The sequence below is a fragment of the Homoserinimonas aerilata genome (genome assembly GCF_006716125.1).
GTDB lineage: Bacteria > Actinomycetota > Actinomycetes > Actinomycetales > Microbacteriaceae > Homoserinimonas > Homoserinimonas aerilata.
In genome coordinates this window covers 389,690-416,443 of the sequence record NZ_VFOM01000001.1, presented here as the reverse complement: position 1 = coordinate 416,443, position 26,754 = coordinate 389,690, and the positions used below count along the sequence as shown (strand labels likewise).

Genomic DNA, 26,754 nt, shown 5'->3' with positions numbered 1-26,754 from the left:
GGGAAGAGGGAATCGGGCGCCGTCAAGGGTGCCCTACACGGCAAGTGTACGCTGCAATGCAATACCGCCTCGACTATTCGGCTGTGGCGGGCTCCCATTCCCACGGATTCCACAGCACGGTCGGGGCGAACGGCGAGCGCTCGACCCCTGCCACGCGGTCACTCACAGCCGTCACTGTGGGGAACTGGTAGAGCGGCATCCCGTAGCCCTCAGCCCACAGCAGGGCGTCGATCTCCAGCAGGATTCCGGTGCGCGCAGCCCCCTCGGCAACGAGCAGCCCGTCGAGCAGTTCGTCGAGCTCTGGGTCTGCGATGTGGCTGCTGTTGATGGACGAGTCTGAGCGCAGGCGCGCGTCGACGGACTCTCCGGAGAGGTTGTCGACGTGCAGCCCGTACAGCGCCGCGTCGTAGGCGCCGGGGTTGCCGAGCAGGTTGCGCCAGTCGGGGCTCGCGCAGTCGCTCACCCTGATGCCGGCGAGCGCGGCGGACTCCCGGATGAGCCCGAACTCGGCGCTGCGGCGCGGATTGGCTGGGTCGTACAGAACGCACACAACAGGATTCGCGAGAGCCGGGTCGTCGGCGGCGGCCTCCGCCAGCAGCTTCTTCGCCGCCCGCACGTCTACCGTGTCGTAGGCGGCCGGCCCCTCGGCATCTGCCGCATCCTCGTAGCCATCCTGGCCGGGCATCAGAACATGCGAGAGCCGCGGGCGGGCGTCCGGCTGCAGGGGGCGCACCAGTTCGTCGACGATGTCTGCCCTCGGAACCGTGAGCAGCAGCGCCTGCCGCACCCGCGCATCCTCGATGGCCCCGTTCATGCTCTTGTCGTGCTGCAGTTCGAGCTGCTCGAATGAGCCGTCGTCGCCGTGCGAGATGCGGATGCCCGACTGCGCGTCGAGCGCGCTGATCACGTCGACGGTCGGCTGCGGCCCCACGATGTCGACGGCCCCGCTGCCGAGCTGGCCGACCGCCTCGAGCGGGTCGGCGATGAAGCGCACCGTCACCTCGGCGATCGTCGGCCTGTGCGCTCCCCGATATTCGGGGTTCGCGGTGAGCACGAGGTGGTCGCCCGCGACGATCTCGGTGACCGTGTACGGCCCGTTCCCCACCAGCAGTGCCGGATCATCCGGGGTCTCGGTGAAGTTGAACGCCGAGTTCCAGACGCGCGAGAGCGGGGCGAGGCGCTTCTTGTCGCGCTGTGTCACCGCCGTGATGAGGGCCTGCTTCGCCTCGCCAGGATCGTCGATACCGAGCGCCTTGGCCGCCACCACGTGCGCGGGCAGGCCGACGTCGAACATGAGCTGCCAGTCGGGCACGAAGCGGTCGAACACGAGCGTGATCGAACGGCCCGAGATCTTCGGAACGGCGGTGGCATGCTGCAGTCCGCCCGCCGTGTACCCGTCGAACCAGACGACGTCAGCAGGGAACTCATCGGTGAACTCGCCCGTACGCGCGTCGATGTACTCGGATGCGTCGAAGTCGGATGCGTTGAGCACGGTCGAGTTCGCCGCCCACGACAGCAGCAGGTCGGCCCCGTCGACCTCCACTCCGTCGGACCAGCGCACACCGTCGGCGATCGTGTACCGCACGGCGAACGGCTCCTGCGAGACGACCTCGTAGCTGCCGAAGGACTCGTCGGGCACGAGTTCGGGCGTGGCGTCGTAGGAGACGAACGAGGAGTTCGTCGCCGCGACGACGCTCGCATTGCTCGGCACGGCGCTTCCGTAGCCCGTATTGGGGTTGTAGGAGGTGAAACCATCGCTGACGGCGACCGTCACCGAGCTGCCTTCGACGACGAGGGAACCGGCCTCGCATCCCGAGAGCAGCAGAAGAAGTGCCGCGGCCGCGGCAATCGCACCTGACCGCCTCAGAACATCCTCCTTCGATCTGCCCATCCGACCCACCATGGTACCGGCGCGCTCCTGAACGCCGTGTGAACGGCATCCGGCACACAGCCCCCGTGCGGTGGGCACGAGGGCTGTGCGTTCAGCGGCTGCGAACTGCGGATGACGCCGGAGCGCCGACTGCTCAGATGCCGAGCTTGATCCCGGCGCCGGGGATGGCGTCGAGAAGCTCGCGCGTGTACTGCTCGCGCGGGTTGTCGAAGACCTCGTCGGTCGTTGCGGACTCGACGATGCGGCCCTTCGACATGACGCTGACATGGTCGGCGATGACGCGCACCACCGCGAGGTCGTGCGTGATGAACAGATAGGTGAGGTTCAACTCCGACTGCAGCTCGGCGAGCAGCTGCAGGATCTGCGCCTGCACGAGCACGTCGAGCGCCGAGACGGCCTCATCCAGGATGACGATCTCGGGCTTGAGCGCGAGCGCCCGCGCCACGGCCACGCGCTGCCGCTGGCCTCCCGAGAGCTCGTTGGGGTAGCGCGAGATGAGCGTCGAGGGCAGGGCGACCTGCTCGAGAAGCTCCAGCACACGCGCCTTGCGCGAGGCGTGATCTCCCACCTTGTGCGTCACCAGCGGCTCGGCGATGGTGCTGCCGATGCTGCGCAGCGGGTCGAGCGAACCGTACGGGTCCTGGAAGACGGGCTGCATGCGGCTGCGCAGCGAGAACAGCTGGCGTCGGTTCATGCCGGCGATGTCGGTTCCGCCGATGCGGATGGACCCGCTCGTGACCGTCTCCAGCTTGAGCAGCATGCGGGCGACCGTGGACTTGCCGGAACCCGACTCCCCCACGAGCGCCATCGTCGTGCCGCGCGGGATCGAGAACGAGACCTCGTCGACGGCCCGCAACTCCTTCGCGCCGCCCTTGCCCCCACGGATCTTGAACACCTTGGTGAGCTTGTCTACGACGATCGCCGGCTCGGCATCCGTCTGCGCCACCTGATGCTGCGCGCGCTCCTCGCCCGCCGCGATCAGATCGGAACCCTCCGTCGCACCCGTCGCGTGGTAGTCCAGCGTGGCGAGGTCGTGCGACGACGCCTGGATGCGACGTGAGGCGAGGCTCGGCGCTGCGGCCACAAGGCGCTGCGTGTAGGGGTGCTGCGGGTTCTGCAGCAGCTCCACCGAGGGGCCGGCCTCGACGATCTTGCCCTTGTACATGACGATGAGCTTCTCGGCGCGCTCCGCGGCGAGGCCCAGGTCGTGCGTGATGAACAGCACGGCGGTGCCCGCGTCGCCTGTGAGCGTGCCCAGGTGATCGAGGATCTGCCGCTGCACCGTCACGTCGAGAGCCGAGGTCGGCTCGTCGGCGATCAGGAGCTTCGGATGCGACGACAGGCCGATTCCGATGAGCACACGCTGGCGCATCCCGCCCGAGAACTGGTGCGGGAACTGCTTCATGCGTGTCTCGGCGTCGGCGAGCCCGGCCTCCTTGAGCACGCGGATGGCGTGCTCCTTGACCTCCTTGCGGCCCGTGGCGATGCCGTTGGCACGGATGGTCTCCTCGACCTGGAACCCGACGCTCCACACGGGGTTCAGGTTCGACATCGGGTCCTGGGGCACGATGCCGATCAGGCGGCCCCGAACATCCTCGATCTCGCGCCGCCCCAGCGTGGTGAGATCGCGGCCCTCGAAGAGCACCTGGCCGCCGGTGATGCGGCCGGAGCCGGGCAGCAGGTTGATGATGGCGTGCGCCGTCGTCGACTTGCCGGAGCCGGACTCCCCCACGATGGCGACGGTCTCGCCGGGCATGATCGTGAAGTCGATTCCGTTGACGGCGGGGACGAGGCCGTCTGCGGTCTGGAATCCGACGTGCAGATCCTTGACCTCGAGCAGTGGTTCGGTCGCGCTCATCGCTGGGCCCTCGCCTTCGGATCGAGGGCGTCGCGCAGCAACTCTCCCAGCATGATGAAGGCGAACACCGTGACGGACAGGGCGATCGACGGATAGATCAACGTCATCGGGTTGGTTCGCAGATCGTTCTGCGCCGCGCTGATGTCAAGACCCCAGGACATGGTCGAGCTGCCGAGGCCGACACCGAGGAACGACAGGGTCGCCTCGGCGACGATCGCACCGGCGAGCGACAGGGTCGTGATGACGATGACGGGGGCGATCGAGTTCGGCAGCACATGCTTGAGCAGGATGCGGAAGCGCGAGACGCCGAGCGCCTCCGCCGCCATCACGAAGTCCGACTGCTTGACCCTCAGGATCTCCGACCTCAGCACGCGCGCGACGACGGGCCAGGCGAACAGGCCGATCGCGAGCGAGAGGACCCACACGCTGCGGTACCTGCTCAGCACCGACATGACGACGACGGCCGCGAGGATGTACGGGATCGAGAAGAAGATGTCACCGACGCGAGAGATGACCGCGTCGATCCAACCGCCGTAGAAGCCGCTGATCGCACCCGCCAGGAGGCCCAGTGTGGTGGTGATCAGAATGACGATCATCCCGACCGAGATCGACGTCGAGGCGCCGAAGACGATGCGGGCGAAGACGTCGCAGCCACGCTTCGTGAAGCCGAGCGGATGCCCCGCCGTGGGGCCGTCGTTGCTGACGGCCAGAAAACAGTTGCTGTTCGGAGCCAGCTGGGTGAACCAGCTGGGGAAGAGCGCGACGATGACGATGAGCAGGATGAGCGCGGAGGAGATCCAGAACATCGGGCGCTTGCGCAGGTCGCGCCAGGCGTCCAGCCAGAGGTTGCTGCGCTTCTCGTCGATGTTGACGCTGTCGATCGCGACGAGCGGCGTCTCCTCGAGGGGGGCGACGAAATGACCGGGCCGACGCCCGGATGGCGTGTTACTTGACATAGCGGATCCTGGGGTCGAGTACGGCGTACAGCAGGTCGACGACGAGGTTGACGAGCAGATAGATGAGCACCATGACGGTCACGAACGACACGACCGTCGGGCCCTCGCCGCGGATGATTGCCTGGTACAGCGTGCGGCCGACGCCGGGCACGTTGAAGATGCCCTCCGTGACGGTCGCGCCGACGAGCAGAACACCGAAGTCCGTGCCGATGTAGGTCGTCACGGGGATGAGCGAGTTGCGCAGGATGTGCACAGGAATGACCCGGCCGCGGCTGAGGCCCTTGCCGTATGCGGTGCGCACGAAGTCGAGCTGCTGCGTCTCGATCACGGAGGAACGGGTGAGACGCACGATCTGCGCGAAGCTCACCGTCGCGAGCACGATGGCGGGCATGATGAGGTCCTGCAGCGGGGCCCCCGATCCCACGGTCGTACGGGCCCAGCCGAGTTGGATGCCGAATACGAACTGGGCGACGAAGGCGATCACGAAGATCGGCAGCGAGAGGAACACGAGGCTGATGATGAGGAAGCTCGAGTCGAAGATTCCGCCCTTGCGCAGCCCGGAGACGAGGCCGACGGCAATTCCGGCGACCGACTGGAAGATGAGCGCGAGGACCGCGAGCCTGATCGTGACTGGGAAGGTGCGGGCCAGGATCTCGGTGGTCGGTTCACCCGAGTACGCCGTGCCGAAGTCGCCCTGGAACAGACCCGTCATGTAGTACCAGTACTGCACGATGAAGGGCTCGTTGAGGTGGTACTGCTCGCGGAGCTGCTCCAGCACCGCCGGGTTGGGGGTCTTGTCACCAAAGAGCGCCAGCAGGGGGTCGCCTGGCATGGCGAAGACCATGAAGTAGATGAGGAACGTTGTTCCGAGGAAGACTGGGATGGCCTGCAGGAAGCGCCACATGATGTATCTGGGCATCCCTACACCTCCCGAGCTTCATTGCTGAGTCGTGTGTCTGTACGTGTCATTGATGTATTGCCATCCGTGCGCGCTCGTGCATGGGGGCGGTGGCGAAACGCCACCGCCCCCATGTTACGGCGTGCTAACCCTTGGTGATCTCGTAGTAGAGCGGCACCGAGTTCCAGCCGAAGGTAACGCCTTCGACATCCTTGTCCCAGCCGCCGTTGACGTTGGAGTACCAGAGCGGGATGGCCGGGAGGTCCTGCAACAGGATCTCCTGCGCCTGCTGGAACAGCCCGTTCGCCTCAGCGATGTCCGTCGTCGTCGAGCCCTGCTTGAGCAGCGCGTCGAACTCGGCGTTCGAGTAGTCGCCGTCGTTCGAGCCGGCGTTGGTCGCGTAGAGCGGGCCGAGGAAGTTGAACAGACCCGGGTAGTCGGCCTGCCATCCGGTGCGGAACGCGGTCTGGATCTCACGGCTCGTGATGAGCGTGCGAGCCTCGGCGAAGGTCGGGTAGGGAGCACCCGACGCCTCGATGCCCAGCGTGTTCTTGACGCTGTCGGTCACCGCGTCGACCCATTCGGCGTGGCCGCCGTCTGCGTTGTACGCGATCTGGAACTCGCCCTCCCACGGGGAGATGGCGTCGGCCTCGGCCCACAGCTTCACGGCCTCCTCGGGGTTGTACGCCAGAACCTCGGCGCCCTTGAGCGAGTCACTCCATCCGTCGATCACCGGGGAGGTGAAGTCGGATGCCGGGGTGCGGGTGTCCTGGAAGATCACCTCGGTGATCTCGGCACGGTTGATGGCCATCGACAGTGCGGCACGGCGCAGCTTGCCCTCTTCGCCGCCCCAGTGCGCGAGGCGCTCCGGGATGGTGAACGACTGGAAGATCGCGGCGGGCTGGTTGACCCAGCGGTCGCCGAGGTCACTCTGGTACGTACCGAGTGCAGCCGAGGGGATCGCGTCGAGCACGTCGAGGTTCTCACCCTGCAGGTCGGCGTATGCCGCGTCCTGGCTCGCGTAGAAGACGATCGAGAGGCCGTCGTTCTTGGCCTTGCGTCCGCCGTCGTAGTCGGGGTTGACCGCGAGGTCGATCTTCTCGTCGTGCTTCCAGGCGCCCTCACCGTCGAGCATGTACGGGCCGTTGCCGACGGGGTTGGCGCCGAAGGCATCCATGTCGTCGAACGCCGAAGCGGGCAGCGGGAAGAAGGCCGAGTAGCCGAGGCGCAGCGGGAAGTCCGCGAGCGGCTGGGTCAGCGTGATCGTGAACTCGGTGTCGCTGACCTTCTTGAGGCCCGTGAGCTCGCTGTCCTCGTCCCAGCTGAAGCCCTCGATGTCCTCGAAGAAGTAGCTGGAGTTGTGGGCGTTGCTCAGCAGCGCGCCATAGTTCCACGCGTCGATGAAGGAGTCCGAGGTGACGGGCTCGTCGTTGGTGAACTTCAGGCCATCCTTGATGGTGACCGTGTAGGTCTGGGCGTCATCCGTCTCGATGGACTCGGCGACGTCGTTGTGCGGGGCACCCTCGCCGTCGTAGTAGACCAGGCCGGCGAAGATCGCGTCGAGGATCTTGCCACCACCAGTCTCGTTGGTGTTGGTGGGGATCAGCGGGTTCTGCGGCTCGCTGCCGTTCGTGGTGATGACACCACTCTCAGCTCCGCCGCCGCTGCCACCGCTCGCGCAGCCGGTGAGCACCAGTGCTCCCGCCGCGAGGAGCGCAGTCGCGCCCAGCCCAATACGTCTGATCTTCAATTTTTACCTCCAGTGCAAAAGTGACCTGTCCGCCATCGTCGATGATGTCCGCCGAGGCAGGCTTCAACCAGTCTGCTTGTGAGCATCCCGGTGTTCTGTGTTCTGTACCCTAAGCACCAATTCGGCTCAGAGTGAAACCCAAGACAAAAAACTTACATGACTGCAACATAAACAGAGCTTAGGTGGTGTCCTCGACATGCCTACGCGAGATCATTGCGTCGGATGCAATAAAGCTGCGTGAAAGCCGGGCTCACCATGGGTCTCGTGCAAGAAACACCGCGTAGCATCGGAGCATGGCGCGGAGCGATTTGTCGACAACCACCAAGGGTTCCCTCCTGATCTTCGACGGAGACTGTGGATTCTGCACCTCCGCGGTGCGGTGGCTCGAAAAGAACCTCCCCGCGATGCCGGAAGCCACCCCCTGGCAGTTCCTCGAGCTCGAGCAGTACGGTCTGACGCCCGCCGAAGCATCCGAGCGGGTCTGGCTCATCACGCCCGGTCGCGGCGGAATCGGGCGGCAATACGGTGGCCACCTCGCCGTGTCCGCACTGCTGCGTCACCAGCCATCGTTCGCCCTGCGGCTGCTCGGCTGGATGCTACGCACCCCGCCGTTCTCCCTCGCCGCCGCCGGAGGTTACGCCCTCGTCGCCCGCTACCGGCACCGACTGCCCGGCGGCACCCCCGCCTGCGCGGTACGACGCCCCCTGGCCGAGTGAGCGGCCACGAGCCAACGCCCCGACCGGGCGCGTCCGGCGACCTCGCCTTCGTCGCAGGCCGTGGCCGGCGGCGACTGTGGGCGGAGATCGGAATCGTGCTCGGGCTCTCACTCGGGGCATCCGCCGTCTACTCGATCGTCGCCATCGTCAACCGGCTCACCCGCGAAGAAACGCTCTCGCAACAGACCGCAACGCTGAACACCTCGCTCAGCCCGCGGCCACTGTTCGACCTCGTGTACCAGGTTCTCGGCGTGTTCTTCGACCTCATGCCCGTGGCGCTCGTCGTATTCCTGTTATGGAATGCAAGCCGCCCGCACCTCGGCAGACTCGGCCTCGACCTGCGCCGGCCATGGCATGACACACTCGGCGGAGTCGGCCTCGCCCTCGCCATCGGCGTGCCCGGGCTCGCCCTCTACTTCGCCGGCAAAGCCCTCGACCTCACCGTCACCGTCGTACCCACCGCCCTCGACGCGCACTGGTGGACCGTGCTCGTACTGCTGCTCTCCGCCATCCGTGCCGGCGTCGTCGAAGAATTCATAGCGGTCGGCTACCTCTTCGCGCGGCTCGGCGACCTGCGCTGGGGGCGCTGGCAGATCATCCTCGGCAGCGCGCTGCTCCGCGGCAGCTACCACCTGTACCAAGGCATCGGGGCCTTCGTCGGCAACGTGGCCATGGGCATCCTGTTCGGCTGGCTGTTCAGCAGATACGGACGCCTGCTGCCACTCATCGTCGCGCACGTCGCCATCGACGCAGCCGTGTTCATCGGCTACCCGTGGGCGGCCGGGGCGTTCCCCGAACTGTTCGCGCTGCCGGCGGGGTAGGGCGGGGGCAGGTCTCGAGACGGGCGCCGTAGACGGCACCCCCTCGACCAGCAAGCACGCTCAAACCGGAATATCGGTGCGCAGACCACAAAATACTTGACACTCGTTCGGGGGTCGCCCTTAGAGTGTCCCCCAGCGTGCAATGACGCACGCCGTGCCGCAGCCCCACAGGATGCGACTCCCGCCGAAGGCAAGGGACCCTGATGAGCAACGAAGCCCCAGACCACGGAAACCCAGACCACGGAACTATAAATCCGACGCATCCGACCGGCACCACCGACTTCATCGAAGTGGAGAACTCTCCACGCTTCGTGCAACTCAAGCGGCAACACAGAAGCTTCGTGTTCCCGCTCGCCATCGCCTTTCTCATCTGGTACTTCGCCTACGTACTCCTCGCCGACTACGCACACGACTTCATGTCAACCAGAGTGTGGGGCAACATCAACATCGGCCTGCTACTCGGCCTCGGACAGTTCGTGACCACCTTCGCGATCACCACCTGGTACGTCTCGTACGCCAACCGCAAGCTCGACCCCATCGCCACAGAGATCCGTGAAGGACTCGAAGAAGCCGAGGAGGCACGCCGATGAGCGCCACCGACCTGATCGCATCCGTCGTCACCGCCGCCGAAAGCACCAGCATCGGCGAACCCATCCTGAACATCTCCATCTTCGTCGGCTTCGTCGCCGTGACCCTCGTCATCGTGCTGAGGGCCAGCCGCAACAACCGCACAGCAGCCGACTACTACGCCGCCGGGCGCTCGTTCACGGGCCCCCAGAACGGCACAGCCATCGCCGGTGACTACCTCTCGGCCGCATCATTCCTCGGAATCTGCGGGGCCATCGCCGTCAACGGCTACGACGGATTCCTGTACTCGATCGGGTTCCTCGTCGCCTGGCTCGTCGCGCTGTTGCTCGTTGCCGAGCTCATGCGCAACACCGGCAAGTTCACGATGGCCGACGTGCTGTCATTCCGGCTCAAGCAGCGCCCCGTGCGCCTCGCCGCCGCCGCAACCACCCTCGTCGTGTGCCTGTTCTACCTGCTCGCACAGATGGCCGGAGCCGGCGGACTCGTCTCGTTGCTGCTCGGCATCAACGACGAACTCGGGCAGTCGCTCGTCATCGCCGTCGTCGGTGCCCTCATGATCATCTACGTGCTCGTCGGCGGCATGAAAGGCACCACCTGGGTGCAGATCATCAAAGCCTGCCTGCTCATCGCCGGCGCCTTCGTCATGACCATCTGGGTGCTCGCCATGCACGGCTTCAACCTCTCCGAACTGCTCGGCGCCGCCGCAGCGGTCGGAGGAGAAGCCGTGCTCGACCCGGGCCTGCAATACGGCATCAACGAGCTCACACGGCTCGACTTCGTGTCCCTCGCGCTCGCGCTCGTGCTCGGCACCGCCGGGCTTCCCCACGTGCTCATGCGCTTCTACACGGTGCCCACAGCCCGCGAAGCCCGCCGCTCGGTCGTGTGGGCCATCTGGCTCATCGGCGCGTTCTACCTGTTCACCCTCGTGCTCGGATACGGCGCCAGCGCCCTCATCGGAGCGGATGCCATCAAGGCAGCACCCGGAGGCGTCAACTCCGCCGCCCCGCTGCTCGCATTCGAACTGGGCGGGCCCATACTGCTCGGGCTCATCTCCGCAGTCGCCTTCGCCACCATCCTCGCCGTCGTCGCAGGCCTCACCATCACGGCCGCAGCATCCTTCTCACACGACGTGTACGCCAGCGTCATGAAGAAGGGCAAGCCGGGACCGGGAACAGAGGTGAAGGTGGCGCGCATCACCGTCGTCATCATCGGCATCCTCGCCATCGTCGGCGGCATCGGAGTACAGGGGCAGAACATCGCGTTCCTCGTCGCACTCGCCTTCGCGGTGGCCGCCTCAGCCAACCTGCCGACCATCCTGTACTCGCTGTTCTGGCGACGCTTCAACACCCGCGGCGCCCTGTGGAGCATGTACGGCGGGCTCAGCTCGGCCATCCTGCTGATCGTCTTCTCACCGGTCGTATCCGGCGGCGAGACATCCATGTTCAGCGGGGTCGACTTCTCCTGGTTCCCGCTCAACAACCCCGGAATCATCTCCATCCCGCTCGGCTTCATCCTCGGCTGGCTGGGCACCATCACCAGCAGCCGGCGCGAAGACCCCGCCGTCGCCGCCGAAATGGAGGTGCGCTCGCTCACCGGGCACGGAGCAGAGAAAGCCACATCGCACTGAGGAAGGATGTCTCTCGTGCGGCCGGTCTCGAGACGATCGCCGTAGACGGCGATCCCTCGACCAGCGGGGTTTGAGTCCGAAGAGGCGATCCCTCGACCAGCAGGATTGTTGCTGCTGGTCGAGGTGCCGCGCTCCAGCGCGGCAGTCTCGAGACCGCCCGCGCTACTCGAAGGCGCTCGGCGGCGGGCACGCGCAGACCAGGTTGCGGTCACCGTACGCGTTGTCGATGCGACGCACCGGCGGCCAATACTTGCCGTGCACGGCCCGCACCCGCTCCACACCAGACAGGCCGAACGTCGCCGGGTACACCGCAACCTCACGCGAATACGGGTGCGCCCACTCGCCCACCAAGGCGGACTCGGCGCTGTGCGGCGCCCCCCGCAGCGGGTTGTCGTCGGCCGGCCATTCGCCGCGACCCACAGCATCCGCCTCCGCCCTGATCGCAATCATCGCGTCGATGAAGCGGTCGATCTCGGCGAGGTCCTCGCTCTCGGTCGGCTCCACCATGAGGGTGCCCGGAACCGGGAAACTCATCGTGGGGGCATGGAAGCCGTAGTCGATGAGCCGCTTCGCGACATCGTCGACCGTGACGCCCGTCTCGGCCGTGAGCGGCCGCAGGTCGAGGATGCACTCGTGGGCGACAAGACCGTTGTCGCCCGAATACAGAACAGGGAAGTGCGCGCGAAGCCGCGCCGCCACATAGTTCGCGGCGAGCACCGCAGCGCCGGTGGCCTGCTTGAGGCCCTCAGCTCCCATCATCCGCACGTACGCCCAACTGATGGGCAGGATGCTCGGGCTTCCGTACGGCGCGGCGCTCACCGGTCCGCCACCGTGCACGAACTCCCCCTGCGCTCCGGTGCCGACATCGAAGGCGGGATGCTGCGCTGACTGGGCCATCGGATGCCCGGGAAGGAACGCTGCCAGGTGCGCCTTCGCTGCGACCGGACCCACACCGGGGCCGCCGCCGCCATGCGGAATACAGAACGTCTTGTGCAGGTTCAGGTGGCTGACGTCGCCGCCGAAGTCTCCGAAGCGCGCATAGCCGAGCAGCGCGTTCAGGTTCGCGCCATCGACGTAGACCTGCCCGCCCGCCTCATGCACCGCATCCGTGATCGCCCGAATCTCGTGCTCGTACACACCGTGCGTGGACGGATAGGTGACCATGAGCGCACTCAGCTGCTCGCGGTGCTCGTCGATCTTGGCGTGAAGATCGGCGAGGTCGACATTGCCGAGCTCATCGCAGGCGACGACAACAACGCGCATACCCGCGAGCACAGCGCTGGCCGCGTTCGTGCCGTGCGCGCTCGACGGGATGAGGCAGACCGTGCGTTCGAGGTCGCCGTTGGCGCGGTGGTAGCCACGGATGGCGAGAAGGCCGGCGAGCTCGCCCTGGCTGCCCGCGTTCGGCTGCAGCGAGACCGTGTCATAGCCGGTGACCTCGGCCAGCCACGACTCGAGATGCCCCGTGAGAACGAGGTAGCCCTGCACGTCACCGACCGGCGCGAACGGGTGGATGTTCGCGAACTCGGGCCACGTGATGGACTCCATCTCGGTGGCCGCATTGAGCTTCATGGTGCACGAGCCGAGCGGAATCATGCCCCGGTCGAGCGCGTAATCCTTGTCGGCCAGGTACTTGAGGTACCGCATCATGCTGGTCTCGGAGCGGTGCGTGTTGAACACCGGATGCGTCAGATAGTCGACCTCGCGCTGCAGCTCTGCGGGTACGGCACTCCCCCGGGCCGAGCCCGCGGCCCGCTCGATGCCGAACACCGCGCGCAGCTCGGCCACGAGGTCCGTTCCGGGCATGCGGTCGAGACTCGCCTCGTCGAAGCTCAGCCCGACCGTGTCGGCGTCGACCCTCAGCAGCAGGATGTCCCGCTCCAGCGCGGCGGCCACGATCTCGTCGGCGCGGCCGGGCACGCGCACGCGCACGGTGTCGAAGAAGTGCTCGCCCGCGAGCTCGAAGCCCGCCCCGGTGAGCGCCTCCGCGAAGCCCCGCGCTGTCTCGTGCACGCGCTCTGCGATGCGCCTGAGCCCGTGCGGCCCGTGGTAGATGGCATACATGGAGGCCATGACGGCGAGCAGCACCTGTGCGGTACAGATGTTGGAGGTCGCCTTCTCGCGGCGGATGTGCTGCTCGCGCACCTGAAGCGTGAGGCGGTAGGCCGGATGCCCGTCCGCGTCCTTCGAGACGCCCACGAGGCGACCCGGCAGTTGGCGTTCGAGCCCCTTGCGCACCGCCATGTAGCCGGCGTGTGGGCCGCCGAAGCCCATGGGCACGCCGAAACGCTGGCTCGTGCCCACCGCAACATCCGCGCCGAGCTCACCCGGGCTCGTCACGAGGGTCAGCGCGAGCAGATCGGCGGCGACAACGGCGAGCGCGCCCCGCTCCTTCGCTGCGGCGATGACGGATGCGGGATTCCAGACGCGACCGGATGCCCCGGGGTACTGCACGAAGACACCGAACGCCTCGGGAAGTTCCGCGCCATCGCTGAGGGCGAGCTCGACCAGCTCGATACCGACGGCCTCTGCACGGTTCGCGAGCAGCGCCTTCGTCTGCGGCAACGCATCCGCATCCACGACCAAGACATTCGACGCCGACTTCGACGCGCGACGCGCCAACAGCATCCCCTCGACCACGGCCGTGCCCTCGTCGAGCATGGACGCGTTCGCGGTGTCGAGTCCGGTGAGATCGCAGACCATCGTCTGGAAGTTGATGAGCGCCTCGAGGCGGCCCTGCGAGATCTCCGGCTGGTACGGCGTGTACGCGGTGTACCAGCTGGGGTTCTCGAGCACATTGCGCTTGATCACGGCCGGCGTCACCGTGTCGTGATAGCCGAGACCGATCATCGAGCGACGCACCCGGTTGTAGCCGGCGATGACGCGCAGCTCGGCGAGCGCCTCACGTTCGCTCGCGGCCGGCGGGATCGTGGAGTTCGCGATCGGGTCGACATGGATCGACTGCGGCACCGCCGCCTGCACGAGCGCCTCGACGCTCTCATAGCCGACCGCCGCGAGCATGACCTGCTCGTCGTCGACGCCCGTGGTTCCGATGTGACGGGACGCGAACGCGCCGTGGGTCTCGAAGCCCATCCGTCTACGCCTCGGTCAGGGCGGCGTAGGCTTCGGCGTCCATGAAACCGGCGGCCGCGATGGCGTCATCACCGGCAACACGCACCGTGAACAGCCACCCGTCGCCCTGCGGGGAGTCGTTGATGAGTTCGGGGCTGTCTACGACGGCGCTGTTCACCTCGACGATCGTGCCATCGACGGGGGCGAAGATCTCGCCCACCGACTTGGTCGACTCGACCTCGGCAATGACGGCACCGCGCGCAACCGTCGCACCCGCCTCGGGCAGGTCCACGTAGACGACCTCGCCCAGCTTGTCGGCCGCGTAGACGGTGATGCCGACCGTGAGCAGGTCGCCGTCGATGCGGGCCCACTCGTGCTCGGCGGTGAACTGCACATTCTCGGGGGTGTTGCTCATGATGCGTCTCCTGTCGCGGTGTTCCTGCTGGGGGTGTCGGGCTTGGCGGTGTCGGGGTTCGGGGCGCCCGGCTTCGGGCGCCTGTAGAAGGGGAGCTCGGTGACGGATGCGGGCATCGCCTTGCCGCGCACATCGATCGCCAGCTCAGTGCCCGGCTGTGCGCTGCCGGCCTCCACGAAGGCCATCGCGATCGGGTGGCCGAGAGTGGGGCTGAGCGCGCCGCTCGTCACCTCACCGACCACGCGGTCGCCGTCGAGCACCGCATAGCCGGCACGGCCAGCCCTGCGCCCCTCGGAACGCAGGCCGACGAGGACGCGGCCCAGAGCATCCGGAGTCTGTTCCGCCGCCTCGAGAGCCTCACGGCCCACGAAGTCACCCTTGCTGCCGTCGAGCGTGACGACGCGGCCCAGACCGGCCTCGGCAGGGCGCACATCGAGGCCCAGCTCGTGCCCGTACAGCGGCATGCCCGCCTCCAGGCGCAGCGTGTCGCGGCAGGCGAGACCCGCAGGGACGAGCCCGTGCGGGGCACCCGCCTCGATCAGCTCACGCCACAGCCGCGGCGCCACCGCGTTGACCACATAGAGCTCGAAACCGTCCTCGCCCGTGTAGCCGGTGCGCGCGAGCAGCACCTCGTTGCCCGCCCACTGTGCGACCGTCGAACGGTAGTAGCGCAACTCACCGAGAGGCAGATCGAGTTCGAGCCCGGCAAGATCCTGAAGAACCCGCAACGCTGCGGGCCCCTGCACGGCGATGAGGGCCAACGAATCGCTCTCGTCGACAACCGTCGTGTCGAAACCGCTCGCCCGTGCCGAGAGTGCCCCCGCTGCTGCGGCACGGTTGCCCGCATTGGCGACAATGCCGAAACGATTCTCGTGGGTGCGGTACACGATCACATCGTCGACGATGCCGCCCTCAGCCGACAGCAGCAGACTGTACTTCGCCTGCCCGACGGCGGTGGCCGAGACGCGGTTCGAGAGAGCGAAATCGAGCGCCGCACCCGCCTCCGGCCCTGCGACGATGATCTCCGCCATATGAGACAGATCGAAAAGCCCCGCCGCAGTGCGCACGGCATGATGCTCCTCGAGCTCACTCGAATAGCGCACCGGCATCTGCCAGCCAGCGAAATCAGTGAACGAGGCGCCCGCCTCCACATGGATGTCATGCAGCGGGCTGAGCCGAGAAGTGTCGGCGGATGAGACGGCGGTGCGATCGGTCATGAGTTCTCCAAAACCAGGCGGCTGAGGCGCGAGAACTCTCCCTCTGTCATCCGGCCTGAGAGTTTCACCGGCCTGTGGGCCGGCTTTCACCGTGGGCGGGACTGCTCGTTCCAGATTTCGAGACGGCCGCGATACTGGTGGCATCGCTGCGCGATCTCTTCTCAAGCAATGCCGCTGCGCGCCATTGCTCCTCAATCCGGATTGCGAAGCAATCCACTTTTCAGAGTGGCCTGGGCGATGCGGTACGGGAACCTGAGAGATTTGCGGAGAGGCTTGCTCCTTCGGTGCCGGCGGCGGATGCCCCGGACTCTCCCGCATCGTGTACGGCCGATCTTCACTTGTGGGGACAGCATAGCAAGGGCGGCCGCCCGAAGAACCAGCGCCGACAGGGCCGACCGCTAGATCAGGCCGGCCTCCGTCAGCCAGTCCTTCGCCGCGACATCCGCCTGCGCCTTCTCGCTGCCCTCGACCCGCTCGCGCAGGGCGATCAGGTCATCCGTCGTCAGCTTGGCCGAAACCGCGTCAAGCACCTGCTCCAGCTTCGCGCTGTAGGCGGAGCGGTTGATCAGCGGAACAACGTTCTGCGCCGCGATGATGTGCTCAGGGTCGTCAAGAACGACGAGATCCTTCGCAACAAGATCGGGTGAGGTCGTGTAGATGTCGGCAACCTGAACCGCGTCATCGACGAGCGCCTTCACCGTGTCGGCACCGCCGAAGTCCTCGATGGGCTGGAAGGCGACATCCGCGATGCCGTAGACGTCAGCCAGACCCGGAAGTCCGTAGCTGAACTCTGTGAACTGTGGATTCGCGCCCAGCGTGAACGGCTCGATCTTCGCCAGATCGGCGATCGACGACAGCCCGAACTCCTCGGCCTTCGCCCGCGTCACCACATAGGCGTCCTTGTCCTCCGCAGGAGAAGAAGCCAACAACTGGAACTCCTCAGGGATCACCGAAGCCGCCGCCGTGTCGACCTCCTCCGTCGTGCGAGCCGCGTTGGCGTCATCGTAGAAGCTCAGCAGATTGCCGTTGTACTCGGGGATCAGGTCGATCGAGCCATCCTCGAGCGCCGGGATCGTCGTCTGGCGCGGGCCCAGATTGAGCGAACGCTCCACCGTGAAACCCTCCGCCTCGAGCGCCTGCGCGTAGATCTCAGCGAGGATCTCGCTCTCGGAGAAAGCGAACGAACCGATCGTGATCGACTCCCCCGCATCACCCCCGGAGCCGGTCGGATCAGACGTGGCGCAGCCAGCGAGGCCCAACGCCACCACTGCCGCAGCAGCCCCAGCGATCAGTGTGGTCGAGCGTGTTCTCATCATCTCTCATCCTCATTCATCATCGTCTTCACCGCCGCCGCACCGCAGATCACCGGCGTACGCGGCCCATTGTGGTCTCCGCCACTGACATTTCACTGGCAGCGCCGAGACAGCAGGCGCGCCCGCTAAACGGCAACACGCGCCTGCTCCGAGATATTTCGCTCCCGCCGCATCCGGCCCGCACCAACCGCGCCAGGCCCCCGCAGCAGCCTCTGCACGAGCGCGAACACGCCGTCCACGACAAGCGCGAGCGCCGTCACCAGAATCGCCCCGCCCAGGATGCGGTCATTGTCGTTCAGCCCGATACCGCTCGAGATGATGCGGCCGATACCGCCCAGACCGATATAGGAAGCGATGACCGTCGTCGCGATCACCTGCAGAACCGACGCCCGCAGGCCTCCCACAATGAGCGGAAGCGCCAGCGGAACCTCCACCCTCGTCAGGATCTGCCACTCCGTCATGCCGTTCGCGCGCGCCGCATCCACCGTCACCGGGTCGACCGCCTCCACACCCGAATACGCGCCGGCCAACGTCGACGGCACCGCCAACACCGCCAACGACACGATCGACGCGACGACCCCCGTGATCGTGAACGGCGCCCACATGCCGATGATCACGAACAACGCCATCAGCAGACCCAGCGTCGGAAGAGCGCGCATGCCACCCGTGAAAGCGATCACGAACTGGCGGCCCCGACCCGTGTGACCGATGAACAAACCCAGAGGAAGAGCGACGACGGATGCGAGCAGCACAGCAACCAAGGTGTACAGCAGATGCTCGCCGATGCGGTCACCGATGGGCAGCGGGCTCAGCGAGCCGGCCGCATAGTTGGCCGGGTCGAAGATCCAGGCGATCGCGCTGAGAAAGAACTCCATGTCAGGCCGCCTTCCCGACAGCCACGACGCCGCGCTGCGCGGCGACCACCGCCTGCCACGGCATCAGGATGCGCCCCAACAGCACCAACACCACATCGAAGACGACCGCGATCACCAGCGTCGCCACAATGCCCACCAGGATCTCCTCCAGGAAGTCGCGCTGCTTGCCATTCGTGAACAGGTAGCCGAGATTGCGCGAACCGACCAGCGCGCCCACCGACACAAGAGCGATCGTGCTCACCGAGACGACGCGCAGACCCGCCAACAGCACCGGGCCGGCCAAGGGCAGCTCCGTCGACCAGAACCTCATCCACGGAGAGAACCCCATCGCAGAGGCCGACTGCAGAACCGACACGGGCACCGCAGCCAGAGCATCCGCCGCCGACCGCACCATCACCGCGACCGCATAGATCGTCAACGCCACAATCACATTCGTCTCATCGGTCACCCGCGTGCCCAGAACATACGGCAGGATCACGAACAACGGCAGCGACGGAATCGTGAACAGCAGGCTCCCACCCGAGATCGTGATCACCCGCAGCGCGGCATTGCGGTTCGCCAGCCAGCCGAGCGGCACCGCGATCAGCAGCCCCAACACGATCGGGATGACACTCAGCCGAACGTGATTGAGCGTCAGCTCCCAGATGAGGCCGAAATTCGCGATCGTCCACTCCATCAGACGCCCTGCGGGTCGTCGACCAGCAGACCGGCCGGGCGGCCGTCACCATCGACAACGATCGTCGCGCCATCCGGCCGCTCCTCCAGATGCAGCCGCCGCGCATCCCTGTCGGCCCCAATGAACGTGGCCACGAAGTCGTCAGCCGGCGCCGCCAGAATCTCCGCGGGGGTACCCACCTGGGCGATCCGACCGCCCTGCCTCATGATGACCACCTGATCGGCGATCGCAAACGCCTCCGACACATCATGCGTCACAAAGACCGTCGTCTTGCCGAGCTCATCGTGCAGGCGATTCAGCTCCACCTGCAACTCGGCCCGCACAATCGGGTCGACCGCGCCGAAAGGCTCATCCATGAGCAGGATGTTCGGATCACTCGCAAGCGCACGCGCCACCCCCACCCGCTGCTGCTGGCCGCCCGAAAGCTGGCTCGGGTAGCGCTCGGCCAGCTCGCGGTCCAGACCCACCGTGTCGAGCAGGAGCAGAGCATCCGCCCTCGCCTTCGAGCGCTTCACACCATTCAATATGGGCACCGTCGCGATGTTGTCGACAACCCTGCGATGCGGGAGCAGCCCGCCCGCCTGCAGCACATAGCCGATGCTGCGCCGCAGCTTCACACGATCCAGCTCGGCGACATCCACATCATCGATGAGCACCTGACCCGACGTCGGCTCGACCATCCGATTGACCATGCGCAGCAGCGTCGTCTTGCCCGAACCCGACGAACCCACGAACACCGTCGTCATGTGCGACGGCAGCACCAGCGAGAAGTCCTCGACCGCCAGCGTGCCATCGGCGAAGCGTTTGGACACGTTGCGGAACTCGATCATCTGCTGTGCTCATTCCCCGACAACGGCTGCCGAAGCACCCAGTCAAACAAGGTTTTGCGCCACAGCCAAGCCAAACTGCCGACCGCACGGCTATCCGTGCGGTCGGCAGTCACAGTCCCGGGGGCTAGCAGTTGGGGCGGCAACCGCGCTGAGAGAGGGCGTCGACGAGCACGCGACCCAGATCATCCGGCTGGTTCGCCGAATAGGCGGCGCCGCCCGTCGCCGTCGCGATCTGCGTCATCGAATCGATGTCGGCATCCGGCCCGAACCCGATCAGGATGACCGGAACCGGCTTCAGCGGGTCGGCCTCCGCCGCCAACTGCGCGAGCAACGTCTGCAGGTCGATCGTGACCTTGTCATCGTTCTTGCCGTCCGTGAACAACAGCACCGAGTTCACCTTCGACGGGTCGTAACCGTCACGCACCCGCTGCACCGCCGCCAGCACCGTGTCGTAGAGACCCGTATCGCCCCGGATGTACTGCGGCAGCGACTGGATGATGCCCGCGATATGCGCGGTGTGCTCCGGGTTGCCGAGCGGCTCGATCGGAGAGAGATCCTCCCAATCCTGATTGCCGACACGGTTCGTGGAGAACACCCACACACCCATCTCGACCTCGCCCGAGAACTTCTGCATGGCCCCCACCGCGGCACGCTGGAAGACATCGATGCGACGCAACCCGCCACCCGCCGGCTCCAACATGGAACCCGACACGTCGATGACCGCGAGCATGCGCGAGCGCAGATTGAGCACACCCCACGAGCGCAGCAACTCCACCTGCTGCGTACTGTCGGCCGCCGGTGACGTCTCGGCAGGCCACGCGAGCACACCACTGACGGCGAGCTCACCACCGCCTGAACCATCCCGGAACCCCTGAGCAGCGAGCGTGTCACTCGCCGCCCGCACCGCCTCCGCGAAATCCGCGAGATGCTGACCGCGATCGAACGGTTCAACGCTCGGCTCCTGCGTGGCCTTCACAACACCACCCGCGGCATCCAACACCACGAACGGGTAGTGCAGCGACTTCGTGCCATCGCTCGGATACAGCGCCACCAGAGGAGTGGCCGGCTCGGCACCATTGTGGGCGGCCACCTGCCGCTCCGTCGTGACAACAACCGTCGGCGCCGGTGCGCTCGCCGCCGAATCGAACGCGCTCTCCGCCGACTCCGGGATGCTGCGCCCCAGCGCAATCAGGGTGCCCGCCAACTGGCGCGGGTCCTCCTGAGACGCACGCTCACTCAACGCGACCAACGCCGACAGGCTCGCCGCCGAACCCTCCGGGTCGGGCAGCAGAGCAGAGACAGTGCCCGCGATCACCGCAGTCCAGCTCGGCGGCTGCGACGCGAAATCCAACGCCCGAGCCGCAGGCGCGGCCAACACCACCGGCGTACTCGCAACAGGGTCGCCCACCTGCACGGAGGGCGCCGAACGGCCCAACGACGCGGCGGTGCTCTCCATGCGCTGCAGCCACATCTCAGAATCAGGCACCCAGGCATCCGCCCCCGACGCCGCATTCGAGGCGAGCATCGCGGCCGTGTCAGCCGAATCCTGCGAACGCACCTCAGTCACAACACACGACTCAGACGCCACATCGAACTCCGCGGCAACAGCAGTCAACGTGGGCGCAATCGACGGATCGGCAACAACCACAACCGACTCGGCGTTGTCGCGACAACCCGCCCCCTCAGCGAACATGCCACCGAAGCCAGCCTGCGACCAGGCGGCGCCGACACCACCGATCAGCACCAACACGGCGACGGACGCGGTGATGGGCAGCGCAAGACGGCGCGGCGGACGACCGTTCCTGCCAGGCGCAATATGCCGCCGGCGATCACGGGAATAGGGACGGGTATCTCCCACGGGAAAACTCCATTGCTGACGAGCGGCGCCTCGGGTAACGCTGGAGCCGACAACAAGACCTCCCCCATACGGGGGGACCTGCCACAGTGTAGGGCACACAGCAGCAGAACAGAAAGCCCGGGTGGTGCCCGAGAAGCCTCAGCCCTTCGCCGTCTCCCCCGCCAGGCGAGCCAGATCTTCGGAAACAAGCAGGGCCATCCGCTGCTCCCGCTGCCTCTCATAGTCGGCATCCACCACAATGTTGGAGCGGTCGAGAGACTCCTCCACAGCCCGCGCGACATCATGCCAAGCGTCCTCACGCGCATGCTCTATGAGCCCCAGAAGATACTCGTCGTCGCTGCGCCGCTCCCCCAACCGCTTCGCCAACGCCAACGCGACCGCCTCGCGGCGCTTCAGATTGCTCGCATCCGCCGACTGGTAATCATGGGCATGCTCAGCGCTGCCATACATCTGCTGAGCAGCACGCAGCTCGCGGGCCAGACGCTCCGCCGCGAGAGTCGACTCAGCCGAAAGCGACGCCAACACCGAACGCGCATCATCCAGATAGTTCGACGGATCGAACGTCTCAGCCGAAGTGATCGCGCCCACCACGATGTGATTCTTCACACGCATACGGCTCGCATACTCGGCCAGCATGAGACCCTCCTCGACCGCACCCTCAAAACTGAGAGGAGTGCGCTCAGGCAGCATCGAAGCGTCGAACGGTGTCATCGTGACCCGTCGCCGACGACGAAACCATTTCACTGCGCTCTCTCAACTACTCGCCAACACGGATGCCGCAGGGCCACACAAAGCTTACCCGTGGCATCCGACGGGTGCACGGCCCGTGGGCCGCTGCGACTCCTCAGGAGGCGTCGTCAGGAACCCACGCGAGCACGTCGCGAGTCACCGGATGCGCTGCGCAGAAAACGAGGAGAATCTGCCTTTCTCCGCGGCAGCACTCCTCGATCCCGCGTCGATCGCAGAAAAGCTCCTCGTTTTTCGCGGGGCCAGACGCTCAGCCCTTGAGGCGTGCTCCTGCGCCGATCAGCTCGATGCTCTTCGCGATGCGGCGAGCGCGCGTCTCCTCGCGCTTCGCCCCGACGATCCACTGCTGGTATTCGCGCTGATGCGAATACGACATCGCACGGAAAGCATCCGTGACACCCGCCGCGGTGAAGGCGGCGGCGACATCCTCATCGAGTTCGATGAGTCGAGGCTCCTCATCGAGCGCGATCGTCACATGCACGGTGTCACCGGGCTCCTTGCCGATCGACTCCCGGATGCTCGCCAACACCAGAATCAGGTGCGGCCCGCCATAGGTGACCAGCGAGCCGCGATAGGGCACCCCGTCGAATGTGGCGACCACCGGGACCCGACCACCCGTGCCGAACAGCTCGCGCACGTCGTGAGGAAAAGCGACATAGGCGGAAGAGCCACGAGCATCCGACCGCTCGAGGACGGCATCGAACTCGACGACTCCGGGGTTGCTGTAGCGGCTCATGTGACGAGGGTAATCGGAATGCTCAGGCAGACACTGCGCCTGATCAGTCGCCGAGCGACGGATGCAGGTGGTCCGTCGACAGCGCGACCACGGCCTGTTCTGCGCCCGCGAGCAGGCACCGCTCGGTGTCGGCACCCTCCAGCGACGCCTTCAGAAAACCTGCGGCGAAGGCGTCGCCCGCGCCGTTCGTGTCGACCACCGTGCAGGCGACGGCCGGCGCCTGTGCCCGGCGGCCCATCGCATCCAGTGCGATGGCCCCGCGTGCGCCCAGCGTGCACACGGCCAGGCGCGGCCCCTTCGAAATGCACTCCCGCATGAGAGACCACGGGTCGTCCGTCTTGTCGTCGTTCATGAACACCACATCGGCGGCGCGAAGGAACGGCTCATGGAACTCAGCGACCCCGTCATAGTCGTGGAGGTCGGTCCACACCGGGGTGCTCCAACCGTCCGGCTCATCACGGCCGGCGAGGAGCAACGCCCCCAGCTCGCTCAGGTCGACTATCGCAAGGTCGGCCTCGCGAAGGTGGCCGTGCATCCGGGCCACCGCATCCGGTGTCGGAGTCGACGGCGTCGACACGTAGAGGGAGACACGCCCGCCGGCCTCCGTCATGAGGTTGACGTGGCGCTCCGTCTCAGTCGAGTGGTGGCGCACCAGCCGCACGCCACTGTCGCGAAGGGCGCGCTCGATACTCCCGGCGTCACCGTCACTCCCCAGAAGCGCGTGCAGCTCGACGTCGACACCCAGCGTGGCAAGATGCAGCGCCTTGCCCGCCGAGGTACCGCCGACCGTGTGCACCGAGCGTGTCGCGAACTGCATGTGCGGAACCGGCTCCGGCAGGCGATCGAGGTGAATCAGGTGGTTCCACGACGCGGGGCCACACACCGCGACCCTCGAAGAGCTATCGACCATGAGCCAATTGTGGCGGTACGGGCGATATCGTGCTCACACCGGCCCGCACCAGTGGTTGAACCAGACGACAGGGGCCACACGAACATCGTGATGATGAACGCGATCGGCCACGCGGCGAGTCATTCCGTGGACGTGTTCATTGTCGATTCCCAGTTCCGGATGCGCGCGCACAGGAAGACTCGGCGCTGCCGTCCTCGACACGCAGCCTCGCGACTGGCACCGTGACGAGGCGTTTTCGGCGAAATGAGCCCGCAGCGGCGACCTCATTTCGCCGAAAACGCCTCGCGGTTGGGGATGCTGGGGCAAGGCCCGCCTTGGTACGGTGGCGGAGGTCACGAGCACCACGGATGCCGCCGCAGTATGCGAGGACCCTTCCCTTCTGAGGCGTCCCCGGCACATGACGAGCTGGCGCTCTCCGCTCGAACCGTCAACCGTTGCCAGGCACGATCAACGCGGTCGAAGGCTCTCCACGATGACGCGCGCGCCCTGTTCGCCCGCCCGCGTCGGCAGCAGCGCATACACGTGCAGCTGCCCCTCCGCCTCGTGCCATGCCACCGGCACACCGGCATCCTGCGCCTTCTCTCGCAACACGTGGGCATCCGGATTCAGTACGTCGCGCGTGCCCGAGAGGATCGTCAGCGGCCCCAGCCCGGCCATGCTCCCGAACAGCGGGCTGACCGCAGGGTCGTCCAGCTCGTCCTCGCCCCGCCACGCCTGCGCCAGCACCCTCCCGCCGGGCCGACCCAGCCACGGATCGCTGGGCTGCACCGCATCGATCCGCGGGTTGCTCCATGTCAGATCCAGTGCCGGTGACAACAGCGTCGTGGATGCGATGGTCACCCCGTCATCGCGAAGCTTCAGCGCCGCAGAAAGCGCGATCTGGCCGCCGGAGGAGTCGCCAGCCAGCCGCACCTCGCGGCCAGCATCACGTTCGACGCGGGCCAGTTCGGCAACACCGTCGCGCACCTGCCGCGCGGCGCCGAGAGGGAGGAGCGGATGGACGGGCACGACGACGCGCTGGCCCGTCTCACGCGCGATGCGGGCGATCAACCGCCAATGCTGACCGGTGATCTCATTGACCCAACCCCCACCGTGCACATACACGGCGACGGATGCACGTGGCGCAGCGCCGATCGGCTCCACGTCATAGACGGGCCACCCGGACGGGTCGGACATCCTGCGGTCGACACGCACACCATCCAGACGCGCCGGTGGGCTATACGGCACGGGGCGCAGAAAGCGCTCGCGAATGCGTTGGTGGGCTCCCGCCTCAGTCACGAACGGCTGGTTCGCACGTCGGGCTTTGAGTACCACCGGAATGAGCGCTTCAGGCAGATGGATGGGCACAGAGTTCCTTCCGCCTGCTCAACGATGACCTGCGGTCAGGATATCGCCATCGCATCCGGATCAGACTCACCCGTGCACGCCCTCGACAGGCGAGCCTTGGTCATTGAGCCGGTCTCGTCGAGGTCATAGACTCAGCAAATTCTGCCCGCCGGAACAAATGCGTCGCCCGCGCTTCACCACCTGGAGTCCGCCCATGTGCGCCACGCTCAATCTTGCCTACCCCTTCAGGGGGCGGTGGATGACCCAGAACAGTCCCGCAAACCGGGTACCCAGCCACGGAACGGCGCTCTACGGCACATCCCACGCGATTGACTTCGTGCCCGTGAATGACCAGGGTCGCACCGCGCCGTTCACCTTCGCAGCGCTGCTCCGAACCGAACCGGCGTCGAATTTCCCCGGTTTCGGTCGCCCCATTCTGGCTCCGGTGGCGGGCACAATCGTCGCCATCCTCGACTCCGAACCAGACCACGACGCCTTCCGGGGGCTCCCGTCGGTGCGCTACGCCGTGACCCAACGGCAGAGAGCGTCCGAGGGCTGGACGTCGTTGAGCGGCAACCACGTGATGATCGAAACCGACGGCGGGCCAGTGGTCGTGTTGTGCCACCTGCAGCAGGGCAGCATCACCGTCGCTCGAGGACAACGCGTCAAGCAGGCGGATGCGCTGGGCCGTTGCGGCAACTCTGGCAACAGCACAGAACCCCACCTGCACCTGCAGGTCATCGACCGACTGGATGCGCAGAGCGCGCAGGCGGTGCCGTTCACCATCGACGGTGGGCTCCCTCGAAACGGTCAGATCATTAGCGTGGAATGAGCATCCGGTGGGCCTGCTCAGCCGGCTGCTGCGATGCGTTGCACGAAGTCGGCATGACAGGATTGGCGCCATGAGTGTGACGATCGAACAGTGGGAAGCATCGATCGCCGATCTCTGGATGCGTTTCGACTCGTTTGATCGCAATGACGGCGTCACAGCAATGCGCGAACTGACCGAGGTATGCCCTGCCACCGATGGCAGGGCGGCGTTCGAACTCGCCGGCATGTACGACTCAATGGGATTCGAAACCGAGGCCGGCGCAGAGTACGAGCGCTCTCTCGAGCTCGGCCTCGACGAAGCTCGGCATGCGCAGCTCGCCGTCCAGTACGGATCGACACTGCGCAATCTCGGTCGCCTCGAAGAGGCAATCGCTGTGCTGCGAGCCGCCCCGACTCACGAATCGACCGGCTCCGCACCCCGCATCGTGTTGGCCCTGGCCCTCCACAGTGCCGGGCACAAGGACGAAGCCCTACAGGTCGCCATCGAAGCGCAGCTAGAAACGTTGCCCCGCTACCAGCGCTCGATGCGCAACTACGCCGCCGCGCTCACCGAGCCGGCATAGACGCCGCCTACGAATGCTGTGTCGCATCCATGCGTTGGTGCAGGATGCAGGTCACATCGACGCTGTCGATTCTCTCGAGATAGAAAACCAGACGACTTCCGGCTACACGTTGAAACGGAACTCCACCGAGTTACCGAGTTCCGGTGATTTCGGAACCTTAGGTGCTAAGGCTGGCCCATGATCGATCACAGGGAGTCTGACCTGGAGTCTTAGTGTGAGGAGCACCAAGCAGTGGGTAGATCTGTGCGAGGTGGAGAGCCTGAGACCAGGCTAACAGTTG

General features: G+C 66.2%; 23 protein-coding genes and 1 riboswitch. Of the genes, 6 read left to right on the top strand and 17 right to left on the bottom strand.

The window, feature by feature from the left end; all coding sequences use genetic code 11:
- Nucleotides 1-73: 73 nt before the first annotated feature.
- The 5 genes from FB562_RS01955 to FB562_RS01935 form a co-directional block, all read right to left on the bottom strand.
- Complete coding sequence (locus FB562_RS01955) at nucleotides 74-1,891, bottom strand: ABC transporter substrate-binding protein (RefSeq protein ID WP_185740422.1); 1,818 nt, start codon at nucleotides 1,889-1,891, stop codon at nucleotides 74-76.
- 133 nt (nucleotides 1,892-2,024) lie between these two features.
- Nucleotides 2,025-3,749, bottom strand: coding sequence for a dipeptide ABC transporter ATP-binding protein (locus tag FB562_RS01950; protein ID WP_141879601.1), 1,725 nt, complete (start codon nucleotides 3,747-3,749; stop codon nucleotides 2,025-2,027).
- Entirely contained in the window at nucleotides 3,746-4,705 is a 960-nt protein-coding gene (locus FB562_RS01945) for an ABC transporter permease (protein ID WP_141879600.1), read from the bottom strand. Before FB562_RS01945 ends, FB562_RS01950 begins: the two co-directional genes overlap by 4 nt.
- A complete protein-coding gene (locus FB562_RS01940) occupies nucleotides 4,695-5,624 on the bottom strand; it encodes an ABC transporter permease (RefSeq protein ID WP_141879599.1) in 930 nt (309 codons plus the stop codon). Before FB562_RS01940 ends, FB562_RS01945 begins: the two co-directional genes overlap by 11 nt.
- A 124-nt stretch (nucleotides 5,625-5,748) precedes the next feature.
- Nucleotides 5,749-7,353: a peptide ABC transporter substrate-binding protein gene (locus FB562_RS01935; RefSeq protein ID WP_141879598.1), complete on the bottom strand. Its 1,605-nt coding sequence runs from the start codon at nucleotides 7,351-7,353 to the stop codon at nucleotides 5,749-5,751.
- A 293-nt stretch (nucleotides 7,354-7,646) separates the two neighbouring features.
- Here FB562_RS01935 and FB562_RS01930 point away from each other — a divergent pair, with 293 nt between their 5' ends.
- The 4 genes from FB562_RS01930 to FB562_RS01915 all read left to right on the top strand — a co-directional run bounded on the left by FB562_RS01930 (nucleotide 7,647) and on the right by FB562_RS01915 (nucleotide 11,105).
- Entirely contained in the window at nucleotides 7,647-8,069 is a 423-nt protein-coding gene (locus FB562_RS01930) for a thiol-disulfide oxidoreductase DCC family protein (RefSeq protein WP_141879597.1), read from the top strand.
- Between the two features lie 74 nt (nucleotides 8,070-8,143).
- The gene (locus FB562_RS01925) at nucleotides 8,144-8,890 is read left to right on the top strand and encodes a CPBP family intramembrane glutamic endopeptidase (RefSeq protein WP_425459821.1); all 747 of its coding nucleotides are present in this window, start codon (nucleotides 8,144-8,146) and stop codon (nucleotides 8,888-8,890) included.
- A 203-nt stretch (nucleotides 8,891-9,093) separates the two neighbouring features.
- Entirely contained in the window at nucleotides 9,094-9,480 is a 387-nt protein-coding gene (locus FB562_RS01920) for a DUF485 domain-containing protein (protein ID WP_141879595.1), read from the top strand.
- A complete protein-coding gene (locus FB562_RS01915; protein ID WP_141879594.1) occupies nucleotides 9,477-11,105 on the top strand; it encodes a solute symporter family protein in 1,629 nt (542 codons plus the stop codon). The genes FB562_RS01920 and FB562_RS01915 overlap by 4 nt, the downstream gene beginning before the upstream one ends.
- A gap of 162 nt (nucleotides 11,106-11,267) precedes the next feature.
- Here FB562_RS01915 and gcvP read toward each other — a convergent pair whose 3' ends face one another.
- From gcvP to FB562_RS01855, 12 genes are all read right to left on the bottom strand, one after another.
- Nucleotides 11,268-14,198: an aminomethyl-transferring glycine dehydrogenase gene (gene gcvP, locus FB562_RS01910; protein ID WP_141879593.1), complete on the bottom strand. Its 2,931-nt coding sequence runs from the start codon at nucleotides 14,196-14,198 to the stop codon at nucleotides 11,268-11,270.
- A 4-nt stretch (nucleotides 14,199-14,202) separates the two neighbouring features.
- Nucleotides 14,203-14,592, bottom strand: coding sequence for a glycine cleavage system protein GcvH (gcvH, locus tag FB562_RS01905; protein WP_141879592.1), 390 nt, complete (start codon nucleotides 14,590-14,592; stop codon nucleotides 14,203-14,205).
- Nucleotides 14,589-15,809, bottom strand: a complete 1,221-nt coding sequence (gene gcvT, locus FB562_RS01900) for a glycine cleavage system aminomethyltransferase GcvT (protein ID WP_141879591.1) — start codon at nucleotides 15,807-15,809, stop codon at nucleotides 14,589-14,591. The genes gcvH and gcvT overlap by 4 nt, the downstream gene beginning before the upstream one ends.
- Nucleotides 15,810-16,039: 230 nt before the next feature.
- Nucleotides 16,040-16,134, bottom strand: a riboswitch (glycine riboswitch).
- A gap of 73 nt (nucleotides 16,135-16,207) precedes the next feature.
- Nucleotides 16,208-17,125, bottom strand: a complete 918-nt coding sequence (locus FB562_RS01895) for an ABC transporter substrate-binding protein (protein ID WP_141879590.1) — start codon at nucleotides 17,123-17,125, stop codon at nucleotides 16,208-16,210.
- A 122-nt stretch (nucleotides 17,126-17,247) separates the two neighbouring features.
- Entirely contained in the window at nucleotides 17,248-17,997 is a 750-nt protein-coding gene (locus FB562_RS01890; RefSeq protein ID WP_141879589.1) for an ABC transporter permease, read from the bottom strand.
- Nucleotide 17,998: 1 nt separating this feature from the next.
- Entirely contained in the window at nucleotides 17,999-18,673 is a 675-nt protein-coding gene (locus tag FB562_RS01885) for an ABC transporter permease (RefSeq protein WP_141879588.1), read from the bottom strand.
- Nucleotides 18,673-19,503: an ABC transporter ATP-binding protein gene (locus FB562_RS01880; protein WP_141879587.1), complete on the bottom strand. Its 831-nt coding sequence runs from the start codon at nucleotides 19,501-19,503 to the stop codon at nucleotides 18,673-18,675. Before FB562_RS01880 ends, FB562_RS01885 begins: the two co-directional genes overlap by 1 nt.
- Before the next feature lie 124 nt (nucleotides 19,504-19,627).
- On the bottom strand, nucleotides 19,628-21,361 hold the full coding sequence (locus tag FB562_RS01875) for a VWA domain-containing protein (RefSeq protein ID WP_141879586.1): 1,734 nt from the start codon (nucleotides 21,359-21,361) through the stop codon (nucleotides 19,628-19,630).
- A 138-nt stretch (nucleotides 21,362-21,499) separates the two neighbouring features.
- Complete coding sequence (locus tag FB562_RS01870) at nucleotides 21,500-22,072, bottom strand: hypothetical protein (protein ID WP_141879585.1); 573 nt, start codon at nucleotides 22,070-22,072, stop codon at nucleotides 21,500-21,502.
- A gap of 286 nt (nucleotides 22,073-22,358) precedes the next feature.
- On the bottom strand, nucleotides 22,359-22,844 hold the full coding sequence (locus FB562_RS01865; RefSeq protein ID WP_141879584.1) for a YdeI/OmpD-associated family protein: 486 nt from the start codon (nucleotides 22,842-22,844) through the stop codon (nucleotides 22,359-22,361).
- Between the two features lie 43 nt (nucleotides 22,845-22,887).
- A complete protein-coding gene (locus FB562_RS01860) occupies nucleotides 22,888-23,754 on the bottom strand; it encodes a carbohydrate kinase family protein (protein ID WP_141879583.1) in 867 nt (288 codons plus the stop codon).
- 447 nt (nucleotides 23,755-24,201) lie between these two features.
- A complete protein-coding gene (locus FB562_RS01855) occupies nucleotides 24,202-24,930 on the bottom strand; it encodes an alpha/beta hydrolase fold domain-containing protein (protein WP_246081299.1) in 729 nt (242 codons plus the stop codon).
- Nucleotides 24,931-25,339: 409 nt separating this feature from the next.
- Between FB562_RS01855 and FB562_RS01850 the strand changes: the two genes are divergently transcribed.
- Nucleotides 25,340-25,912, top strand: a complete 573-nt coding sequence (locus tag FB562_RS01850; protein WP_246081298.1) for a M23 family metallopeptidase — start codon at nucleotides 25,340-25,342, stop codon at nucleotides 25,910-25,912.
- A 7-nt stretch (nucleotides 25,913-25,919) separates the two neighbouring features.
- Nucleotides 25,920-26,474, top strand: coding sequence for a tetratricopeptide repeat protein (locus FB562_RS01845; RefSeq protein WP_246081297.1), 555 nt, complete (start codon nucleotides 25,920-25,922; stop codon nucleotides 26,472-26,474).
- Nucleotides 26,475-26,754: the final 280 nt, after the last annotated feature.

Bases quoted from the DNA above. Each gene is read 5' to 3' on its own strand.
- FB562_RS01955 (WP_185740422.1), bottom strand. From the start codon at position 1,891: ATGGGCAGATCGAAGGAGGATGTTCTGAGGCGGTCAGGTGCGATTGCC.
- FB562_RS01950 (WP_141879601.1), bottom strand. From the start codon at position 3,749: ATGAGCGCGACCGAACCACTGCTCGAGGTCAAGGATCTGCACGTCGGA.
- FB562_RS01915 (WP_141879594.1), top strand. From the start codon at position 9,477: ATGAGCGCCACCGACCTGATCGCATCCGTCGTCACCGCCGCCGAAAGC.
- FB562_RS01940 (WP_141879599.1), bottom strand. From the start codon at position 5,624: ATGCCCAGATACATCATGTGGCGCTTCCTGCAGGCCATCCCAGTCTTC.
- FB562_RS01855 (WP_246081299.1), bottom strand. From the start codon at position 24,930: ATGTCCGACCCGTCCGGGTGGCCCGTCTATGACGTGGAGCCGATCGGC.
- FB562_RS01895 (WP_141879590.1), bottom strand. From the start codon at position 17,125: ATGATGAGAACACGCTCGACCACACTGATCGCTGGGGCTGCTGCGGCA.
- FB562_RS01920 (WP_141879595.1), top strand. From the start codon at position 9,094: ATGAGCAACGAAGCCCCAGACCACGGAAACCCAGACCACGGAACTATA.
- gcvH (WP_141879592.1), bottom strand. From the start codon at position 14,592: ATGAGCAACACCCCCGAGAATGTGCAGTTCACCGCCGAGCACGAGTGG.
- gcvT (WP_141879591.1), bottom strand. From the start codon at position 15,809: ATGACCGATCGCACCGCCGTCTCATCCGCCGACACTTCTCGGCTCAGC.
- FB562_RS01885 (WP_141879588.1), bottom strand. From the start codon at position 18,673: ATGGAGTGGACGATCGCGAATTTCGGCCTCATCTGGGAGCTGACGCTC.
- FB562_RS01890 (WP_141879589.1), bottom strand. From the start codon at position 17,997: ATGGAGTTCTTTCTCAGCGCGATCGCCTGGATCTTCGACCCGGCCAAC.
- gcvP (WP_141879593.1), bottom strand. From the start codon at position 14,198: ATGGGCTTCGAGACCCACGGCGCGTTCGCGTCCCGTCACATCGGAACC.
- FB562_RS01860 (WP_141879583.1), bottom strand. From the start codon at position 23,754: ATGGTCGATAGCTCTTCGAGGGTCGCGGTGTGTGGCCCCGCGTCGTGG.
- FB562_RS01870 (WP_141879585.1), bottom strand. From the start codon at position 22,072: ATGACACCGTTCGACGCTTCGATGCTGCCTGAGCGCACTCCTCTCAGT.
- FB562_RS01850 (WP_246081298.1), top strand. From the start codon at position 25,340: ATGACCCAGAACAGTCCCGCAAACCGGGTACCCAGCCACGGAACGGCG.
- FB562_RS01930 (WP_141879597.1), top strand. From the start codon at position 7,647: ATGGCGCGGAGCGATTTGTCGACAACCACCAAGGGTTCCCTCCTGATC.
- FB562_RS01865 (WP_141879584.1), bottom strand. From the start codon at position 22,844: ATGAGCCGCTACAGCAACCCCGGAGTCGTCGAGTTCGATGCCGTCCTC.
- FB562_RS01945 (WP_141879600.1), bottom strand. From the start codon at position 4,705: ATGTCAAGTAACACGCCATCCGGGCGTCGGCCCGGTCATTTCGTCGCC.
- FB562_RS01880 (WP_141879587.1), bottom strand. From the start codon at position 19,503: ATGATCGAGTTCCGCAACGTGTCCAAACGCTTCGCCGATGGCACGCTG.